Source organism: uncultured Sulfitobacter sp. (assembly GCF_947499945.1).
Lineage (GTDB): Bacteria > Pseudomonadota > Alphaproteobacteria > Rhodobacterales > Rhodobacteraceae > Sulfitobacter.
In genome coordinates, this window is record NZ_CANMQD010000001.1 from 1,458,618 (window position 1) to 1,475,576 (window position 16,959).

Below are 16,959 nucleotides of genomic sequence, written 5' to 3' on the forward strand. Positions count from 1 at the left end.
GGTCCCAACATCAATGCCTTGTGCCGCAGAATTATTCAACTCTCGAAACAATCGCTCCGGCCATCCGCTTTGATTGTCGCCGCACCCGAGCGGATTTGCGCCGCACGCTTCTTTAGGTAGTTCGTCGGACGTGAGGCGCTGCGCGTCTTGGGCGAAGGCAATACTGCTGCCAGTTGCGCCGCCTGTCGTGCAGTCAATTCCTCCGGCCCAACTTTGAAGTAGTGCCGCGCGGCGGCTTCCACACCAAATACACCCTCATCAAACTCCGCCACATTGAGGTAAACTTCCAAAATACGCCGCTTGGGCCACAGCGCCTCAACCAGCGGCGTTATCCCCGCCTCCAACGCTTTGCGCACCCATGTCCTACCGTGCCATAGGTACACATTTTTGACTGTTTGCTGGCTCAGTGTCGATGCCCCACGGTTTGACCCCTCGGCAATCGCCATTCGGATCGCACGCACATCAAATCCCCAGTGTCGGCAAAAATTCGCATCTTCCGCTGCCACGACCGACCGCGCCATTACAGGCGCAATCATTTCCATCGGAACCCATTCATGGTCAATCCCACCCAAACGGTGCCGCTCTCCCAACATGTAAATCGTCGTCGGCGGGTTCACGACCCGCCCCAACAGGACCGCACCCACCAGCAGAAGAACTGCTAGAAACAGCCCGCGCCAGAACGTCCTGCGGATGCGCCGCCCTAAGGGCTGGTGCTCCACAACCTTGGCGGGCGCTTCGGCCTTTGCCTTGGATTTAACTTTTGGTTTGGTGCTACGTTTTGCCATGGTTCAGCTATAGTGCCGCAAATCCGCGTTGTGAACGATCCTCACCCGCAGGGCGCACATCGTAAGCGCCCGTGCCATGAATGATACGCTCATGCGGTCAGGCAAAACCATTACAGCTGTTCAACAGAACAAGGCCGCAGATTGCAAAATAGAAACGTGTAGGAATAAATGTGAGTGTCATGTGAGCTATCCTTATAAATCGTATCGTTTAATTCAAAATTACGCGGCCATCAGGCATGCGGCTTCCGCGCTTCTTACGACGGGCCGCGCTACAAGTATGCTCGCTGCGCCTTTTGCCCCGTGGGTAATCTCCGTCGGCGTCCAGCAATTATTGGGCAAGCAGCTTTCAGTGGCGCACCCGTTCACAAATATGATCTGATGTGCGGCAAAGAGCAGATGAATATAGTCAACCGCGCCGCCCACAACAGTTCGCACATCCTTGCCATTTACCAGATGCTTGGCCGCGACCAATACCTCGTCACAGCCCATCAACAGCTCTGCACGCCAATCCGCAATAAGCATCCGATGCTCGGGTGATACCAAAACCTCATTGCTATTCCCGATGCTACCAGCCTCAAACAGAACCGGCGAAAACTGCTCGCAAGCTTCGACTGTTTGTCGCTGAACAAACCGAACGGGCTGCGCCCCATTGTCTAAGGTCAAGACAAGATCGCCAGCTGCGATATCCTCGATAGCCTTTGACCCATTCTGTGTCTCGACCTTGGCCCCACGGACAAATCCGTTGGAATAAGGCGGATCTGATACGGGTCTTTGATGTGTAATTGATGCAAGCATAACGCGCTTCCTTGGCTGGAGTTGAGCCTATGATGCGCGTAAATCTTGCCGACAATGTGCCGCCGATTGTTTCGAAAAGAGGTCATATTGTGTCAGCGAAACAAACTGTTTCCTTCACTGACACAGTTACTAAAATGTCTATTCGGCAGGAATAGACTGTTCCTCAATCCCCAATGGCGCAGGGATACGGCTCAGCATTTCCTTGGGGCAGATTTGAACAAAATTGACCTTCTCCAACTCCCAATGCTGAAGGATATCTTGCGCCTTGCGGCTGTCAGTTTCCGCCGCATGACGCTCGATCAAACCCTTGAGCTGATCTTCCCAATGTGCCGTCGTAACCGCACAATGTACCAGTGTTTCATGGTTCATCATGTCCACCGCGCGCCCTTCAGGATCATACAGATACGCCATCCCACCAGTCATACCCGCACCAAAGTTAGCACCGATTTCACCCAGAATAACAGCCACGCCACCGGTCATGTATTCACACCCGTTGGAGCCACATCCCTCGATCACAACTTTCGCACCTGAGTTGCGCACAGCAAAGCGCTCCCCCGCACGACCCGCCGCAAAGAGGTAGCCATCTGTTGCGCCATACAGAACAGTATTGCCGATGATTGTGTTCTCTGACGCCACAATCGCGCTGTTCATCGGTGGCCGCACAACGACCGTACCGCCCGACAGACCCTTACCCACATAATCGTTAGCATCCCCCGCGACGACCAGCTTCAGCCCGGGTGCAGCAAAGGCCCCCAGCGACTGACCCGCCGAACCCGTAAGGTTTACCGTCAGGTGATTATCCTGCAAATCATTGCGCATGCCAAAGCGTTTCACGATATGGCTCGACGTGCGCGTCCCAACCGAACGATGCGTGTTCTGCACCGCATAGCTAAGCTGCATCTTCTCGCCATCCTCCAAGAACCGCACCGCATCCGCTACAATCTGCGCATCCAGCGTGTCAGGCACAGCATTGCGCGGCTTGGCACGATCATAAACAGTCCCCTTCTCCGAATCCACGCTAATCAGGAGCGGGTTCAGGTCCAGATCATCCAGATGCGCCGATCCGCGTGATACCTGAGTGAGCAGGTCCGCACGGCCAATAACGTCATCAAGGCTACGCGCCCCAATGCTCGCCAAAATTTCGCGCACTTCGGTGGCGTAGAACGTGATCAGGTTCACAACCTTATCGGCATTGCCCGTAAACTTGGCGCGCAAATCCTCGTCCTGTGTACACACGCCCACGGGGCAGGTGTTGCTCTGGCACTGGCGCACCATGATACAGCCCATCGCAATAAGGGCCGCCGTGCCAATACCATATTCCTCGGCCCCCAACATCGCCGCCATCACAATATCGCGGCCCGTGCGCAAACCACCATCGGTGCGCAATGTCACACGGTCGCGCAGGTTGTTCATCGACAGAACTTGATGCGCCTCGGTGAGGCCCATCTCCCACGGCAGACCCGCATATTTAATCGACGTCGCAGGCGATGCACCCGTGCCGCCGTTATGGCCCGAAATCAGGATCACATCGGCCTTTGCCTTTGCTACACCCGCCGCAATCGTGCCCACGCCGGAGGAGGCGACCAGCTTCACCGTCACCTTACAGCGCGGATTGATCTGCTTGAGATCATAAATCAGCTGGGCCAAATCCTCGATGGAATAGATATCGTGGTGCGGCGGTGGTGAAATCAGCGTCACACCAGGCGTCGAATGGCGCAGCCGTGCAATCAGCTCTGTCACTTTCATACCGGGCAACTGCCCACCCTCACCGGGTTTCGCACCTTGGGCTACCTTGATTTCCAGCTCTTCACACTGGTTCAGGTATTCCGCCGTCACACCAAAACGACCCGACGCCACCTGCTTGATCTTCGCAGACGGGTTGTCACCATTTGGTTCGGGGAAGAAGTGCGCGGGATCTTCACCGCCCTCACCACTGTCCGACTTTGCGCCAATCCGGTTCATCGCCACGTTCAACGTTTTATGCGCCTCAGGGCTAAGCGCGCCCAACGACATACCCGGTGTCACAAACCGTTTGCGGATCGCAGTGATGCTCTCCACTTCCTCAATCGGCACCGCCTCGCCCAATGGCTTCAGCGCCAGCAGATCACGCAAATGGATCGGCGGATTGCTCTGCATTTTGGCCGAATATTGCTTCCACATTTCATAAGAGGCGCGGTTACACGCAGCTTGCAGCATGTGCATTGAAGTTGCCTCCCACGCATGTGTCTCACCCGACTTGCGCGCCTTATAGAAACCACCAATCGGCATCACGGTATCATTCCCGCTCCAGCCTTTGGCGTGCACTTCTTCCGCCTTACGCTGGATACCGGTGATCCCAATGCCGCTGATGCGGCTCGTCATACCGGGGAAATACTCCGCACACATGGCGCGGGACAGGCCCACCGCTTCAAAGTTCAAACCGCCACGATACGAGGACACAACAGAAATGCCCATCTTCGCCATGATCTTGAGCAGACCTTGGTCAATCGCCTCGCGGTAGCGTGCAATCGCCGCCGTCAGATCACCATCAAGCAACCCGCGACCGATACGGTCCGCCAGCGAATCCTCCGCCAGATAGGCGTTCACAACAGTCGCACCACAACCGATCAACACGGCAAAATAATGCGGATCAATACACTCCGCCGAGCGCACATTCAGCGATGTAAACGTCCGCAATCCGTTGCGCGTCAGGTGGCTGTGCACCGCAGATGTCGCAAGGATCATCGGCATCGCCACTTTGCCCTCACCGCTCATTTGGTCGGTCAGGACGATATGCCCCGCACCCGACCGCACCGCATCTTCTGCCTCTGCGCGAATACGCATCAGGGCCTTACTAAGGTTCGATCCACCCACTTCAAAGGTACAGTCAATGGTCACCTTGTCCGCGTTGAAATGGCCCATCAACTCGTCAAACTGCGCATTGCCCACAAACGGGCTGTCCAACACCAGAATCTCGGTCTGGCTGCTGTCCTCGTCGAGAACATTCTTCAGGTTGCCGAACCGTGTCTTGAGGCTCATCACACGAAATTCACGAAGCGAGTCAATCGGCGGGTTCGTCACCTGAGAGAAGTTTTGACGGAAGAAATGCGATAGCGGACGGTACTTGGTCGACAGCACAGCGCTCGGCGTATCATCCCCCATAGAGGCCAGCGTTTCCTTACCGTCCTCCGCCATAGGCGCCAGAATTTGCTCCAGCTCTTCAATGGTGTAACCCGCCGCAATCTGACGACGGCGCAACTCATTGCCCTCGAACAGTGGCACTTCAGTCACCCCCAATAGCTCGTCATCCAACTCGTTGATTTTGCCAACCCAGTCGCCAAAGGGTCGCGCGGCAGACAGCTTGTCCTTGATCTCCGTATCCCCGAATAGCTTACCCTCTTCCATATCCACAGCCAGCAACTGCCCCGGCCCAAGCGCGCCCTTGCGCACAACACGCGCTTCATCCAGCGGCACCATGCCTGCCTCAGACCCTGCAATCAGCATCCCGTCAGAGGTAACGACATACCGCATTGGGCGAAGACCATTGCGGTCAAGCCCCGCACAAACCCACCGCCCATCCGTCATGGCAAGTGCTGCTGGACCATCCCACGGCTCCATCACAGAGTTGCAATAGGAATACATATCACGCCACGCCTGCGGCAACTCGATCGCCTGCTTGGACCACGACTCAGGCACCAGCATCGTTTTCGCCATCGGCGCAGAACGCCCCGCACGCACCAGAACCTCAAAAACAGAGTCTAATGCAGCCGAATCCGACGACCCTGCCGCGACAATCGGCTTAATATCCTCGGCCATGTCCCCAAATGTGGCACTTGCCATGCGAATCTCGTGGGACTTCATCCAGTTGAGATTACCCTTGAGCGTATTGATCTCACCGTTATGCGCCAACATGCGGAACGGCTGTGCCAGCCACCACTGCGGGAACGTATTGGTCGAATAGCGTTGGTGATAAATCGCGAACGCACTCTCGAACCGTTCGTCCATCAGGTCGGGATAAAACTCCGCCACCTGCTCCGCCAGCATCATGCCTTTGTAAATGATCGAACGGCACGACATCGACGCAATGTACAGCGTCGGCACCTGCGCCGCGATCGCCGCCTTCTCGATGCGGCGGCGGATCACATACAGCTCACGCTCGAACGTCTCTTCATCCACACCCTTGGCGTTGGAAATCAAAATCTGCTCGATTTCGGGGCGTGTCGCATTGGCCTTCTCGCCCAGACACTCGACTTTCACCGGCACATGACGCCAGCCATAAATATAATACCCCATGCGCAAGACTTCAGTCTCGACAATCGTGCGGCATGTCTCTTGCGCGGCAAAATTCGTGCGTGGCAAGAATACCTGCCCCACAGCTAGCATTTCATTCATGCGTGGGGTGTGCCCTGTACGCTGAACCTGATCGTAAAAGAACGGCACAGGTATTTGCACATGGATACCCGCGCCATCGCCTGTCTTCCCGTCCGCATCTACCGCACCACGGTGCCAGATCGCTTTGAGCGCCTTAATCCCGTTCTCAACCACTTCGCGACTCCGCGACCCGTCGATATTTACAACAAGGCCAACACCGCAGGACGAATGCTCCTCCTCAGAAGAGTACAAACCCCTCTCGGCCATAAATGCGCGTTTCGCTTCTTCGCGTGCTACCCATGCGTCATCATATTTGGTCATTTGGCATCTCCTTCAGAGGGCGCGAACAGCGCAAAGGTCTCGTTTCTTGTGAGTTTCTCGTGATCGCCAGGAAATCCATTCCCCAGCAAACATTCGTCTGTAAAATATTCTGTCATCAGCGCAGTTCCAGTCTTGGGAAACAAACCCGCTGACAAATTGCGGTGGCCGTCTTCTTGCAGCCCGTACCAGATCGTCGACCCACACTTCGAACAGAACGCCCGCTGCGCCCAGTCCGAGGACTTCAAAACCGTCACAGGTCCCGTGATCCGAATACTTTCCTGATCCGCTTGTAGTGATACAAACGCATATGAATTCTGCCGCCGGCACATCTCGCAGTGGCAAGCACGCAGCGCGGGGTCTGATGTCGTCGCTGAAACTTTCACCGCGCCACACATACATTCACCTTTGATTTCATGTTTCATCTCAGGCTCCTTTTCGGATCGGGCGCACGGCGGTCGGCGCATCTTTTGGCGGGTTTGTTATTTTTGCGCCAAACGTCTCTTGAAGCAGCAGCCGCACCTTCCGCCGCCGACGTTCACAGGCATGCTTGAACACATCCGCCAGAACGCCGGTCTGCTTCATCCGCTGAGGCGAGTTGTGAACCACAGTCGGAATATTGAACAACGCAATATTGTCAGCCAGAGGAAATCTGTCGCGCTGGGGACGCTCACGCGGGTGACTGCCGAAAAATACATAATAGGTACAGCTGTCATGCAAGTAGTCAGCAGCGGATGAAATCCTGATATCGCCTATATTCGCACGAAGATCCATCCAGCGGTTTTCATCGGGAACAACGGCAGGATCAATCGATAGCTGCGGCGAAAATGCAATTGCAACATCGGCCCCCACCATCCCTGCTATCACCAGTGCACTGAACCCACCCATGGAATGCCCCATGGTTACGATTTGCGTTGCCCCGACCTCTTCTGCCTTGGCAAAGATACGCCCACAAATTGCGTCAACCAGACCGTCACCGTTCAGCCATGTCCGATTGGGATCAGCAATGAACAAGACCGAATTCTGCCCATCCTGAGCAGCCGTTGAGGCAAAGTTGGTCACAGGTGTTGGGTCCGTCTCACCACCGATACCAGAAAAGCACACAACCAGACGGCGGCTGGGACCGTCATGCTCCCAAACCCAAAGCAGATCACTCTGCTCCGTAAGCCGTATATCCAGCGCAGGTTTAGTCACGCCATTCTCCTATTTGACCCACGTCACCCGATAGCGGATCGCTCTTCATTCTCAACTCAACCGTCACAACAGGTAAGACTGCATCACCCATTCAAAAATTCGCGTCCGCCAGATGGTGGAAACCGATGTGCAGCAAATATTCCTACTCTGCCGCCACTGCCGCTGATCCATTAAACTGCTCGATAATCGCCTCGGCACAATCGCGTCCGTCCTTGATTGCCCAAACAACCAGCGACGCACCGCGTACAATATCACCCACGGCAAATACGCCCTCGGCCTCGGTGCGGCCCGTGACATAGTCAGCCTTCACAGTGCCCCAGCGGTTCACGGGAAGATCAGAACAGTTCCAAAGCGTCGGCAAATCTTCCGCTTCAAAACCCAATGCCATGATCACCAGATCGGCCTCTTCGACATAGTCGGAGCCCTCAATAATTTCGGGTGCCTGACGCCCCGTCGCATCGGGCTGGCCCAAACGCATCTTTTGCACCATCACACCTGTCACAGGCTCACCGACAAACCCCTTGGGCGCGGTCAGCCATTCAAAAACAACACCCTCTTCTTCTGCATTGGCAACCTCACGCTGGCTGCCGGGCATGTTGGCACGGTCACGACGATACAGACACTTCACCGATGTTGCCCCCTGACGGATCGAGGTCCGAACACAGTCCATCGCCGTGTCCCCCCCACCGATCACAACAACCCGCTTACCTTCCGCATTCAGACTACCATCCTCGAACGCAGGCACATCATCACCAAAGCTCTTCTTGTTAGACACCGTGAGGAAATCAATCGCCCGTACCACACCTTCGGCACCCACACCGGGGGCCGCCAAATCACGGCTCTTGTACACGCCCGTTGCGATAATCACCGCATCATGGGCCTTGCGAATGTCGTCAAAACTGATGTCTTCCCCAACCGCACAGTTGAGCTTGAAGGTAACGCCACCCTCCTCCAACTGCTTGTTGCGGCGCATGACCACATCTTTCTCCAGCTTGAAACCGGGGATGCCGTAAGTCATCAGACCACCCGCGCGATCATAGCGGTCATAGACCGTGACCTGCACACCTGCACGGCGCAGGAAGTCCGCAGCAGCCAAGCCACCCGGACCCGCACCAATGATGCCCACAGACTCCGTGCGCTCATGGTTCGCCACAATCGGCTTAACCCAGCCATTCTCCCACGCGGTATCGGTGATGTACTTCTCAACCGACCCAATCGTCACAGTGCCATGCCCCGACGATTCAATTACACAGTTGCCTTCACACAGGCGGTCCTGCGGACAGATACGTCCACAAATCTCGGGGAACGTGTTGGTCGCCTGCGACATTTCATAGGCTTCCTGCAACCGCCCCTCGGCTGTCATGCGCAGCCAGTCGGGGATGTTGTTGTGCAATGGGCAATGGGTCTGGCAATACGGCACACCACACTGGCTACAACGGCTGGACTGCTCCTTGGCCTTCGCTTCGGCGTACTCTGCATAAATTTCGTTGAAATCTTCTTTGCGCAAGTTGGGCGGACGCTTCTCTGGCATGTCCCGCTCAATATTGGTAAATTTCAACATAGGTTGCTTGGCCATGGGTCCATTCCTCAAATCCGCGTTAGAACGGTGAATAAACCATGCCTTAATTGAATAAAAGACAGTACTACTTACCTAAATTCACTTTTCATCCATTGAAATCGTGCTTCAGGCAACACTTCATCTTCAAATTAGGTCCGATTTGATACCTATATATTCTCTTTCCACCAACTTTCATGCCTCTATCGTGCGAGAAACGAATCAACGGATACCCTGATGACCACATTTTACCTCCTGCTTGTCGCGTTGATTCAGGGCATCACCGAATTTCTCCCCATCAGCTCATCAGGACATCTGATCCTCCTCCCCCAGCTTTCAGGGCAAGCGGATCAGGGACAAGTCATTGATGTCGCAGCGCATGCTGGTACGCTATGCGCTGTGATCATTTATTTCTGGTCCGACGTGCGACTCGCCCTCATCGGGACGCTGCGACTAATGCGGGGCAAGATCGACACAAAAGGCGCGTTCCTCGCGCTCGCGCTGCTCATCGCCACCGTCCCTGTCATCATCGTTGGCCTGATCCTCAAAGTCACCGGATTGGCCGACATGATGCGCGGCATCGCCGTTATCGGATGGAGCATGCTGATCTTCGGGATCGTTCTTTACTGGGCGGACCAAAAGGGCCCTGTCGCGCGCACCGCCGAGGAATGGACGCTAAAGCACGCCATCACCATGGGTCTATGGCAGTGTATCGCACTTATCCCTGGCACATCACGCTCAGGCATCACAATCGCCGCCGCACGCACCTTAGGCTACAACCGCTCGGATGCGGCACGCCTGTCGATGCTCATGTCGATCCCGACGATCATCGCGTCCGCCGCCCTGCTCAGCCTCGACGTGATCGGCACACCGGACGTCATGGGTGACATCGCAATCGTCGCCGCCATGTCCTTCGTCGCCGCACTTTGTGCGCTGGTACTGATGATGAAGCTGCTCCAGTCAGTGAGCTATACACCCTATGTCATCTATAGGGTGATCTTCGGCTGCTTCCTGCTCTGGCTGGCTTACGCCTAACCCCGCAGGTTGCTGGCCGATTCCTTGATCGCGTCATACTGGCCCGACGGGCGGAACCGCCACAGATATTCAGGCAGCACAGACACCATCGCCGTAGGCTCGATCCCCAGCGCATCAAAGCCCTGAGCATCCTCCGCCACGACGTTATCTTTGGCCAAATTCTTGACCTGATCGCGGGTAATCATGCCATTCTTCACCAGCCCAAGCGTGACCGCCTGAAGCATGTCAAAACCAAACGCCATAATCTTGGCCGCGAAGAACGGAATGTTCAGCACCAACCGGCGGCGACGGATCACATCCAACATCAGGTCCATCAGCTCACGGAAATTCATGGTGATAGGACCGCCCAGCTCATAGACGCCCTTGGCCTGACCCAGCACACCCATCACAGCAGCCTCTGCCACATCATCCACATAGACGGGCTGGAACCGCGTCTTTGCCCCCACCACAGGCAGCACTGGCGACATACGCGCCATTCCCGCAAAGCGGTTAAAAAATTCGTCCTCGGGTCCAAACACAATCGACGGGCGCAGGATCACGGCGTCAGGCTGATACTTGAGCACGCCCGCCTCGCCCTCGGCCTTGGTCCGCGCATAATCGCTATCACTTTCCAGATCTGCACCAATGGCCGAGATCTGCACCATTCGTTTGATCCCCATCTCGCTGGAAATACGCGCGATCCGTGTAGGACCCTCGGACTGCACCGCATCAAAGCTGTTCTTGCCGCTCTCGGCCAGCACGCCCACACAGTTAATCACCGCATCGGCACCCTTCATCACAGAAGCAACGGAGGCGTCATCACGGATATTGCACAACACAGGCTCAACCTGCCCCACAACGCCGTATGTCTTGACAAAAATCGCTTCGTTCGGACGCCGCACCGCAACCCGCACACGCCAGCCCGCCTTGGCCATCCGCCGCGCGATATACCGCCCGACAAAGCCCGAACCGCCATAAATTGTAACCAGCTTAGACATGCGCATACCCTCAAGAATTATCCCGAGTGGGTGTACCCCCCTGCCGCCCGCCAAACAAGGCGCAATTATCCCTTAGGCGGCGCACCGCAAAAGAACTTGGCTTTCTCCGAATAAATCAGATTGACACAACCAGACGAGCGCCTTAGGTGCTGCAACACGTTGAGTGCCCAGGTGGCGGAATGGTAGACGCGCTAGCTTCAGGTGCTAGTACTGGCAACGGTGTGGAGGTTCGAGTCCTCTTCTGGGCACCAAATATTCCGAAAAATTTATCGAAACAACTGCGGATATAGCTGTGTCGACGCATCTCTGTTATGTTTCTGTGGGCGCAGGTTGCGGTATTGGCATGCGCTGCCAAATCGCTTTCACCCAAAGGCGAAACGGCTTGAGCGGACGCTCGAACACAGCTGCGAAGGCAAAACAGACGGCAAGCGTAATCCCCAACAACCACAGGTTATATGCGGGAAGCGTTTCAGGCAAAGTTGCGTCCAGCAGATGCAGCGTGGGGTAGTGGACAAGGTACAGAGAAAAGCTGCCTCCGGCGACCCAACGAACAGACTTGGCCAGCCCGCCCTCGGACCAGTTCGGCATGGTCAGCGTCAGGCGCCGTACGCCAATCAGGTGAACCGCAATCAACAACGCAATCACACTGTTCCACAAAACCTCGTCCGAATAGACCAAAGCGCTTTGGTAATGCTGCGGATAAAACGCCTGTGCGGTCAGATTACTCAGCACTAACGGCAAGCCGGACACTTTCAGAACAACCAGCGCAACGACGCTGCCAGCAGCCATGATCCATGACATCATGCGCCCGTTAGTCTCATCTGCCTCGGTCGTTCTGCTCCAGACCCAGGCACCCATCAACCATGCAGGCAGCATAACAAGGACAGGTAAACCCACCAGTAAGCTCAGCAGCGCCAGAATAACGAGACGCATCAGACCTTTCAGAAACACAAATGCGCCAAAGAACAGGTAGAAACCCACCTCATAGCTCAGCGACCAGATCGGCCCGTTTGTCCCTAAACGTACCCAGTCAGACATACCCGTCCAAAGCGGTGTTACCGTCAAGCCGCGCCACAGGAACTCACCCAATGGAAGTGCTTGATAATATCCCTCAGGATAGGCGGCCATATCGACCCGAGTACCGATTCCATCAAATACCAGCGTCAACAACAGCGCAGGCACCAGCACGGTAACAATGCGCGTAATCCGGTTGAACGCAAACTTGCCCAATGTCTCATCGCGTCCAGCAGCATAGGCGATCACCACGCCCGACAGCACAAAGAAGACTGCCACAGCATCGCTCGCCACGTTCCAGTCACGCAGGAAGTAATAGTCTCCCCCCGTAAACCGCACATGTGCCATATGACCGAACAGCACCGTGAGTGCCGCCCCCGCTCGCACAGCATCGAGCCAAAGGGAGAACCCCTGAGTGATTACAGTATCGTTGCGGGGGACGGTTTGCGTAGAATTGGCACCTTTTGCCAAACGGCGGCGGATTGCCTGTCCGCTTTCCTTGAACGGCAGCACCAGTGCGGCCATCAAGCTTGGGTAGGGCTGGTCAATCGGCTTTCCCGTCCCATCAGAAACACCAAAGGTCAGCGTTTCCACGTTCTTCGGCACATAAAGCGTGCCAAACATCCAATCCCAAACCGCAAAGATGGAGCCATAGTTTTTATCGTGATGCTTGTTCGCAACCGAATGATGCACTTGATGCTGTGCAGGCGAGATGAGGATATGCTCCAGCAACGGGCCATAGCTGATCCAGATATGACTGTGGCGGAAATTCGCGCCCAGCGCGTTGAACGCAAAATAGAGCGCGTTGGCCCCACCAATTGTCGCGATGCTCAGCTCGCCAATGATCAGATACAGCACAACACCCTGCACCAGACCCACAATCACGGTCATCAACGCATTGCGGATAAGCGGCTCAATCGGATGAACACGCTGAACAGTCAGCGGCGTAAGGACATCCGCCGAATGATGGACCGCGTGAAACGGCCACAGAAACTTCCACTCGTGATGTGCACGGTGCGCCCAATATTTACAGAAATCAGAGGCTACAACGATGATGATCGTCGCAACTAGGATCCTGTTCCAACTGGTCGGGGGTGCCGCAAAGTCGGAGCCCCCCAGATGCTTCAATAGCGCGTAAGCAACTGTCGTGGGAAAAAACACCGCACTGAAAACCCCAAACGCCATGAAAAAGCGGCTGGCGATAAACAGCTTGATATCAAGCAGGTTGGATTTGTGGCGGTACACATGGCTCGGCATCAACCATGAGAGAAACCCCTCAGGCCGCCCACGATAGAGCCAGATGCCAAAGGCAATGGCGATTGTACAAAACAGATAAAACAACGAATAACGCACGTTGAGATCAAACGGCGCGGCAATGACGGCCTCGTAAAATGCTGTAATCGTTTCCATGACTGCCTTTTCTTTCGCTTTTAGAAACAATAGCTGGCGAATATGACAGAAATACGGCCCGTTCCTGACGATATACGAAACCACGTAAGCAAGCGCATAGGATTGGCGCTGCGCCGCAATAACCTCTATATAAAACAGTGATGCCTCGTAACGGACCGGCCCCAATGCCTGCAGACCTCTTTGATCAGACTAAATCAGCCCTCCTCGCGCTGGGCAGCCATCGCGTCTGGTCTCTGATGGTCACGCTCTTTGGCGATTTGGCGCAGGCGGAGGGCAGCACAATCGACGGGCCGACCCTCTCCGCCGTCATGACCGAAATGGATATCCGTCCCGAGGCCGTGCGTGTGGCCCTACACCGCCTGCGCAACGATGGATGGATATCATCCCAGAAGACAGGCCGCACAGGGCAACACTGCCTCACACCACTTGGTCGCTCGGAAACAAGGCAGGCCAGCGCGCGCATCTACGCATCCGCCACCTCACCTCACGAAGGGTGGAAGCTGGTCCTCACCCAAGACGCCGATACCCCTCAGCATTTGACTACCCAAGGGCTGCTACCGCTTTTGCCGCGCATCTATCTGGGCGGCACTCAGGCAAAAGTACCGCCAATGGCGCTGGTATTGACTGGCAATGATGCCCCTGAGTGGCTCCGTTCCCAGATCGCCCCCCTGATGCTTGAGGCGGATTATGCGGCCCTGCTTCCGGCCTTAGGGCAAGTGGAACAGATGATGCAAATTGACATGCTAACGCCGCTACAAACCGCGACGCTACGCTGTTTATTGGTGCACAACTGGCGGCGAATTGTTCTACGCCATCCTCCCCTACCCCATGCCCTGCTGCCCGAGAATTGGTCAGGCCACGCTTGCCACCTCCTCATTGAGACACTCCTCACCCGCTTTCCGCGACCCGCGATCAACACGATCCTGCCAGCCCGAGTGTCGCGCACTTCCCCCCCTTTGCCGCGCCCTTTATAGAGTAATTATGACAAACAAAGTTTACCAAAACGACCTGCCAGACGGCCTCGATCTCGGATCCGAGGTTGCGATTGATTGCGAGACGATGGGCCTGCATCCGCACCGCGACCGCTTGTGTCTAGTGCAACTATCATCGGGCGATGGCCATGCCCATCTGGTCCAGATTGCACGCGGCCAAACGGAAGCACCGAACCTGTGTCGCCTGCTCGCTGATCCAAACGTGCTCAAACTTTTCCACTATGGCCGCTTCGACATTGCCGCCATGCTCAATGCCTTTGGCGTCCTAACCGCACCCGTCTATTGCACAAAAATCGCAAGCCGCCTGATCCGCACCTACACTGATCGTCACGGGCTGGCCAAACTGCTTCAGGAACTGCTGAGCGTGGACATCTCCAAGCAGCAACAATCCAGCGATTGGGGCGCCGAGAAATTAACAAAAGCCCAGATCGACTATGCCGCCTCCGACGTGCTCTATTTGCACAGATTGCGCGATGCGCTCAACATTATGCTGGTCCGTGAAGGGCGAATGGAGACTGCTCAGGCCTGCTACGACTTCCTTCCCATGCGGGCCAAGATTGACCTCGACGGCTGGCCTGACACCGACATCTTTGCCCACTCATGACCGGCACCAAACCATGATCGCCCGTGACCGCTATTCGCGCATGGTGTCGCTGCTCAAAGTGGCGTTCCCGCTGGCCGCGCTTGCGCTGCTCTCAACCCTCTTCCTGCTTGCTCGTGTAATGGATTCAGATACGGCAATCCCCTTTGCCGATGTCGAGATACAAGAACGCCTGCGCGATCAGCAAATCACTGGCCCGTTCTTTTCAGGCACCACCCAGACGGGTGATCAAATGTCCTTCTCCGCGAAAAAACTCGTCACGCTTCAGGACAATGTCGGCACCAACCGCGCTGAAGAGGTGGTGGCCAAACTCCAGACTGCTCAAGGGACCATTTTCCAGCTTCAGGCCGATGTGGCAGAGCTTGATATCGCTGGCAACACCGCCCACTTGAGCGGCGCCGTATCCATGGACACCTCGACAGGTTACCGCATAAATACCGCCGAACTCACTTCAAACATCTCGACATTGGACGTTACCGCCCCCCAACGGGTCGAGGCAACAGGCCCTTTGGGGGTTTTCACAGCGGGGAATATGCGAATCTTTTCGCCAAATGACGCTGAAAACACGCAAATGCTTTTCAGTGGCGGTGTGAAACTGGTATATACCCCTAACTGATCAAGAAAGTTGTAAGAATTATGGGCCTACGTTTGCTGCTGACGGCGCTTTTTTCGGCGCTTATTTCCACCAGCGCGTTGGCTCAGGGGGCCAGCGTCGCCTTTGGCACAATCGCCCAAGATACCAGCCTGCCCGTTGAGGTCAGCTCGGACGAGCTATCGGTAGATCAGGAAACTGGCACAGCCATCTTTAGCGGGAATGTTGTGATCGGTCAGGGCGACATGCGTTTGTCCGCCCAGCGCGTCATGGTAGTGTATCGCGCCACCGCTGACGGAATTGCAAAAATGGAAGCAACGGGCGGCGTGACCCTTGTGTCGGGCAAGGATGCCGCCGAAGCGCAGCGTGCCGACTATAGCATCGATGAAGGCACGATAGTGATGCGCGGGAATGTCCTGCTCGCCCAAGGGGTAAGTGCGCTGAGCGCTGACATGATGACAATTCGCCTGCGCGATGGCACCGCACGTATGTCTGGTAACGTCCGCTCGCGCCTCTCCACAGGTGGCGATAACTGATGCCAGAACTGACCGTCGCAGAGGGCAGCGCAGGTCTGCGCATCTCCCACCTGCGTAAATCATACCGCAAAAAAATCGTGATCCGCGACTTCTCTATGGAGCTGATGCGCGGTGAAGTCGTGGCCCTTCTCGGCCCCAACGGTTCTGGCAAAACCACAACATTTTATGCCATCGCGGGCCTTGTAACGCCTGAGGGCGGCACCGTGACAATCGACGGCAAGGACGTGACAACCCTGCCCATGTACCGCCGCGCCCAACTGGGCATCGGGTATCTGCCGCAAGAAATGAGCATTTTTCGCGGCATGTCGGTACAGGAAAACATCCTCGCCATTCTCGACATCGTCGAACGAGACCGCCGCAAAAAGCTGATGCGCCTTGACGAATTGCTCAGCGAATTTTCCATCGAACACCTGCGCCGTGCCCCCGCATTGGCCCTCTCAGGCGGTGAGCGGCGCCGGGTCGAGATCGCGCGTTGTTTGGCCGCAAATCCTAAATATCTCCTGCTGGACGAGCCCTTCGCAGGTGTCGATCCTATCTCCGTAGGCGATATCCGTCACCTTGTGGCAGATCTGAAAAAGCGCGGCATCGGCGTGCTTATTACCGACCATAACGTGCGCGAAACGCTCGAAATTGTGGATCGCGCCTACATCCTACACGAAGGGCGCGTGCTCATGTCTGGCACCCCCGACGAGGTCGTAAACAACGGCGATGTGCGCCGCGTCTATCTTGGTGATAATTTTAAGATATCTTGAGCTATTTCCCGCGAACACCTGCGCAATTTCCATCTTAAATGATTGACTCCTAA

Annotated in this window: 14 protein-coding genes and 1 tRNA gene; 7 read left to right on the forward strand and 8 right to left on the reverse strand. The window is 55.8% G+C overall.

What is annotated here, in order from left to right; translation table 11 throughout:
• Positions 1-35 precede the first annotated feature (35 nt).
• The 6 genes from mtgA to Q0775_RS07340 form a co-directional block, all read right to left on the reverse strand.
• Positions 36-785, reverse strand: coding sequence for a monofunctional biosynthetic peptidoglycan transglycosylase (gene mtgA, locus Q0775_RS07315; RefSeq protein ID WP_298858781.1), 750 nt, complete (start codon positions 783-785; stop codon positions 36-38).
• Between the two features lie 219 nt (positions 786-1,004).
• Positions 1,005-1,580 (reverse strand): Hint domain-containing protein, encoded by a 576-nt coding sequence (locus Q0775_RS07320; protein ID WP_298858783.1) that lies wholly within the window; start codon positions 1,578-1,580, stop codon positions 1,005-1,007.
• A 138-nt stretch (positions 1,581-1,718) separates the two neighbouring features.
• Positions 1,719-6,251, reverse strand: coding sequence for a glutamate synthase large subunit (gene gltB, locus Q0775_RS07325; RefSeq protein ID WP_298858785.1), 4,533 nt, complete (start codon positions 6,249-6,251; stop codon positions 1,719-1,721).
• The gene (locus tag Q0775_RS07330; RefSeq protein WP_298858787.1) at positions 6,248-6,673 is read right to left on the reverse strand and encodes a GFA family protein; all 426 of its coding nucleotides are present in this window, start codon (positions 6,671-6,673) and stop codon (positions 6,248-6,250) included. Before Q0775_RS07330 ends, gltB begins: the two co-directional genes overlap by 4 nt.
• A 1-nt stretch (position 6,674) precedes the next feature.
• The gene (locus Q0775_RS07335) at positions 6,675-7,442 is read right to left on the reverse strand and encodes a hypothetical protein (protein ID WP_298858789.1); all 768 of its coding nucleotides are present in this window, start codon (positions 7,440-7,442) and stop codon (positions 6,675-6,677) included.
• Between the two features lie 142 nt (positions 7,443-7,584).
• Positions 7,585-9,018, reverse strand: coding sequence for an NAD(P)-dependent oxidoreductase (locus Q0775_RS07340; RefSeq protein ID WP_298858791.1), 1,434 nt, complete (start codon positions 9,016-9,018; stop codon positions 7,585-7,587).
• Positions 9,019-9,234: 216 nt separating this feature from the next.
• On the opposite strand from Q0775_RS07340, the gene Q0775_RS07345 reads away from it, so the two are divergent.
• Complete coding sequence (locus Q0775_RS07345) at positions 9,235-10,032, forward strand: undecaprenyl-diphosphate phosphatase (protein ID WP_298858793.1); 798 nt, start codon at positions 9,235-9,237, stop codon at positions 10,030-10,032.
• Here the strand turns inward: Q0775_RS07345 and Q0775_RS07350 are convergent.
• Entirely contained in the window at positions 10,029-11,009 is a 981-nt protein-coding gene (locus tag Q0775_RS07350) for a complex I NDUFA9 subunit family protein (protein ID WP_298858795.1), read from the reverse strand. The two genes, Q0775_RS07345 and Q0775_RS07350, sit on opposite strands and share 4 nt — an antisense overlap.
• A gap of 165 nt (positions 11,010-11,174) precedes the next feature.
• Here Q0775_RS07350 and Q0775_RS07355 point away from each other — a divergent pair.
• Positions 11,175-11,260, forward strand: a tRNA-Leu gene (locus Q0775_RS07355).
• A 58-nt stretch (positions 11,261-11,318) separates the two neighbouring features.
• On the opposite strand, the gene Q0775_RS07360 is transcribed toward Q0775_RS07355, so the two are convergent.
• Positions 11,319-13,433: a sterol desaturase family protein gene (locus Q0775_RS07360; RefSeq protein ID WP_298858797.1), complete on the reverse strand. Its 2,115-nt coding sequence runs from the start codon at positions 13,431-13,433 to the stop codon at positions 11,319-11,321.
• Between the two features lie 164 nt (positions 13,434-13,597).
• On the opposite strand from Q0775_RS07360, the gene Q0775_RS07365 reads away from it, so the two are divergent.
• The 5 genes from Q0775_RS07365 to lptB are packed head-to-tail and all read left to right on the forward strand — an operon-like array spanning position 13,598 to position 16,906.
• A complete protein-coding gene (locus Q0775_RS07365) occupies positions 13,598-14,407 on the forward strand; it encodes a PaaX family transcriptional regulator C-terminal domain-containing protein (RefSeq protein ID WP_298858799.1) in 810 nt (269 codons plus the stop codon).
• Between the two features lie 7 nt (positions 14,408-14,414).
• Positions 14,415-15,029: a ribonuclease D gene (locus tag Q0775_RS07370; protein ID WP_298858801.1), complete on the forward strand. Its 615-nt coding sequence runs from the start codon at positions 14,415-14,417 to the stop codon at positions 15,027-15,029.
• Between the two features lie 13 nt (positions 15,030-15,042).
• Positions 15,043-15,642, forward strand: coding sequence for an LPS export ABC transporter periplasmic protein LptC (gene lptC, locus Q0775_RS07375; protein ID WP_298858803.1), 600 nt, complete (start codon positions 15,043-15,045; stop codon positions 15,640-15,642).
• Between the two features lie 20 nt (positions 15,643-15,662).
• On the forward strand, positions 15,663-16,154 hold the full coding sequence (lptA, locus tag Q0775_RS07380; protein WP_298858806.1) for a lipopolysaccharide transport periplasmic protein LptA: 492 nt from the start codon (positions 15,663-15,665) through the stop codon (positions 16,152-16,154).
• Positions 16,154-16,906 (forward strand): LPS export ABC transporter ATP-binding protein, encoded by a 753-nt coding sequence (lptB, locus tag Q0775_RS07385; protein ID WP_298858808.1) that lies wholly within the window; start codon positions 16,154-16,156, stop codon positions 16,904-16,906. Before lptA ends, lptB begins: the two co-directional genes overlap by 1 nt.
• The last annotated feature ends 53 nt before the right edge of the window (positions 16,907-16,959 follow it).

What these genes read in the sequence shown, in the direction of transcription:
- mtgA (WP_298858781.1), bottom strand. Translation starts at nt 785, where the DNA reads ATGGCAAAACGTAGCACCAAACCAAAAGTTAAATCCAAGGCAAAGGCC.
- Q0775_RS07320 (WP_298858783.1), bottom strand. Translation starts at nt 1,580, where the DNA reads ATGCTTGCATCAATTACACATCAAAGACCCGTATCAGATCCGCCTTAT.
- gltB (WP_298858785.1), bottom strand. Translation starts at nt 6,251, where the DNA reads ATGACCAAATATGATGACGCATGGGTAGCACGCGAAGAAGCGAAACGC.
- Q0775_RS07330 (WP_298858787.1), bottom strand. Translation starts at nt 6,673, where the DNA reads ATGAAACATGAAATCAAAGGTGAATGTATGTGTGGCGCGGTGAAAGTT.
- Q0775_RS07340 (WP_298858791.1), bottom strand. Translation starts at nt 9,018, where the DNA reads ATGGCCAAGCAACCTATGTTGAAATTTACCAATATTGAGCGGGACATG.
- Q0775_RS07345 (WP_298858793.1), top strand. Translation starts at nt 9,235, where the DNA reads ATGACCACATTTTACCTCCTGCTTGTCGCGTTGATTCAGGGCATCACC.
- Q0775_RS07350 (WP_298858795.1), bottom strand. Translation starts at nt 11,009, where the DNA reads ATGTCTAAGCTGGTTACAATTTATGGCGGTTCGGGCTTTGTCGGGCGG.
- Q0775_RS07360 (WP_298858797.1), bottom strand. Translation starts at nt 13,433, where the DNA reads ATGGAAACGATTACAGCATTTTACGAGGCCGTCATTGCCGCGCCGTTT.
- Q0775_RS07365 (WP_298858799.1), top strand. Translation starts at nt 13,598, where the DNA reads ATGCCTGCAGACCTCTTTGATCAGACTAAATCAGCCCTCCTCGCGCTG.
- Q0775_RS07370 (WP_298858801.1), top strand. Translation starts at nt 14,415, where the DNA reads ATGACAAACAAAGTTTACCAAAACGACCTGCCAGACGGCCTCGATCTC.
- lptC (WP_298858803.1), top strand. Translation starts at nt 15,043, where the DNA reads ATGATCGCCCGTGACCGCTATTCGCGCATGGTGTCGCTGCTCAAAGTG.
- lptA (WP_298858806.1), top strand. Translation starts at nt 15,663, where the DNA reads ATGGGCCTACGTTTGCTGCTGACGGCGCTTTTTTCGGCGCTTATTTCC.
- lptB (WP_298858808.1), top strand. Translation starts at nt 16,154, where the DNA reads ATGCCAGAACTGACCGTCGCAGAGGGCAGCGCAGGTCTGCGCATCTCC.